Genomic DNA, 2,050 nt, shown 5'->3' with positions numbered 1-2,050 from the left:
TTTGTACTATATAGTACGTTTTTTTTGTTAATCGAAATTAACGTTGGCACGCTTGGTTTTGTTTAGTTTTCAAAGATCATATCTTGTCCAATTCGTATCTCTCAACGACTGGACTATCATCTTAACACGTAATAAAAATTATGTCAAACATTTTTAAAATGTTTTTTAGAAGATGATTGTTAGAATTACTCAATCACTTATAATTCGTGACTGGATTTACATCATACCAATAATATTCATAACTATCAACTGGTAATAATTTCATACTTGTTTAAACGTCAAATATCTCTGCCCTAAATAGTTCAATACTGTATAGATAAGTGCAGCCAACAATATTGATAACTCTTCTCCATATATATTGGTACTTAAAACGTTCTTATTTATCAAACTGTACCCTATATTATAAGAAACATAATAGCTTACTAAAATGACAAATAAGAAAAGAGCAATTCCTTTTTTATTATTAACATTGCTGTTAAACGTAAAATTTCGATTAAGAAAATAGCTAATAATAGCTCCTATACCATTACCTATAAAAGTTGATACCCAATAAGAAAAACCAAATACATTTAATAGCAAGAATATCGAAGAGATTCCAATGATAGTATTTATTAGCCCGACTCCAATAAATCGTATAATTGTGTTTGACTTATTATAATAATTCTTTATGGTCTGAAGCATCAGTTTCAATATTCCTTTTAATAAGTTGTTTTGTTAAACCTAAAGTATTTATATCAATACTATATCTTGGTCGTCGTTTTGACTCTTTATAAATCTTCCCAATGTACTCTCCAATTAATCCAATGGCTATTAACTGTAGTCCGCCAATTAACCAAATAGATGTAATTAATGATGTCCACCCTGTCTCTGTTTCTCCAATAAACTTTAAAGTTACAAAATATGATCCAAACAACAAACTAGTAAAAAAAGAGAGGAATCCTAGAAGTAAAACAAACCTTATTGGTGTTACTGAAAAAGAGGTTATGCCTTCAAAAGCAAAGGAAATCATTTTCTTTAAAGGATATTTGGTATCTCCAGCAAATCTTTCTTTTCGATCATAATAAACAGCTGTAGATGGAAACCCAATCAAAGGAACTATTCCTCTTAAAAATAAATTTACTTCTTCAAATTTTTCTAACTCCTCAACAGCCCTTTTACTCATTAAGCGATAATCAGCATGATTATAGATTAAATTGACACCTAGTTTCTGCATTATTTTGTAGAATGCTTCTGCAGTTGTTTTCTTAAATAGTTGATCCGTATCTCGTTTATCTCTTACACCATATACAATATCAAAGCCCTCATTATATTTTAAGATAAAATCTTTTATAACATCTACGTCATCTTGTAAGTCTGCATCAATAGATATAACACAATCTGATGAATCTTTAGCTGCAATTAATCCTGCTAATAACGCACTTTGGTGTCCAACATTTCTTGCTAGTTTTAAACCATGTACTTTTTTATTTTTTAAGCTTTCTTTATAGATAATAGACCATGTTTGATCTTTGCTCCCATCGACCCTTATATGTGCATTCTCACCTAACACAAAGAGAGGAGAAAGGTACAAACATATGATGAAAAAGGCAAATATAAGTAATCTACTCTCACTAGTAATCCTATCTAAAAACAAAATTTACACCTCTGACTAAATAGCATTTCTACATTTGTACTTATTAAGATTTACTAAAACAGGATAATAATACTAAAAATGTTTATGGTGAGGGAATTTGTTTTTTGGTGCCTGTCACTACCCGATATTTGGAGAAATTTGTCGATATCTAAAGTCCATTACACTTTCTTTTAACATCTTACTTGGCGATGCCCAACTCTCACACAGGGGGAATGAACATTAAAAGTGGTTGGAAAAGGGCGTGCAGTGTCGTTCATAAGGGGAATGAACGATAAAAGTGTGTTGAGAAAGTGAGAATATCTCCACGTCAGCTTGTTTTTACTTTGTCTCTAATTTTCACATACAAACCTTCGGTTTAACTACCATTTAACAAAACAAAAAAGACCAGTATCCCTACTTATAAATGCTAATTTAAAA

Annotated in this window: 2 protein-coding genes; both read right to left on the bottom strand. The window is 30.4% G+C overall.

Translation table 11 applies throughout. From position 1 onward, the window contains the following. Positions 1-261: 261 nt before the first annotated feature. Positions 262-681, bottom strand: coding sequence for a GtrA family protein (locus tag COD11_RS25835; RefSeq protein WP_098799751.1), 420 nt, complete (start codon positions 679-681; stop codon positions 262-264). Then, positions 653-1,579: a glycosyltransferase family 2 protein gene (locus COD11_RS25830; protein ID WP_255301714.1), complete on the bottom strand. Its 927-nt coding sequence runs from the start codon at positions 1,577-1,579 to the stop codon at positions 653-655. The genes COD11_RS25835 and COD11_RS25830 overlap by 29 nt, the downstream gene beginning before the upstream one ends. Positions 1,580-2,050 lie beyond the last annotated feature (471 nt).

It is taken from the genome of Bacillus sp. AFS040349, from assembly GCF_002577655.1.
Classification (GTDB): Bacteria; Bacillota; Bacilli; order Bacillales; family Bacillaceae; genus Metabacillus.
The sequence above is the reverse complement of the archived record's forward strand: the minus strand, read 5'-3'. Positions and strand labels throughout refer to the sequence as shown.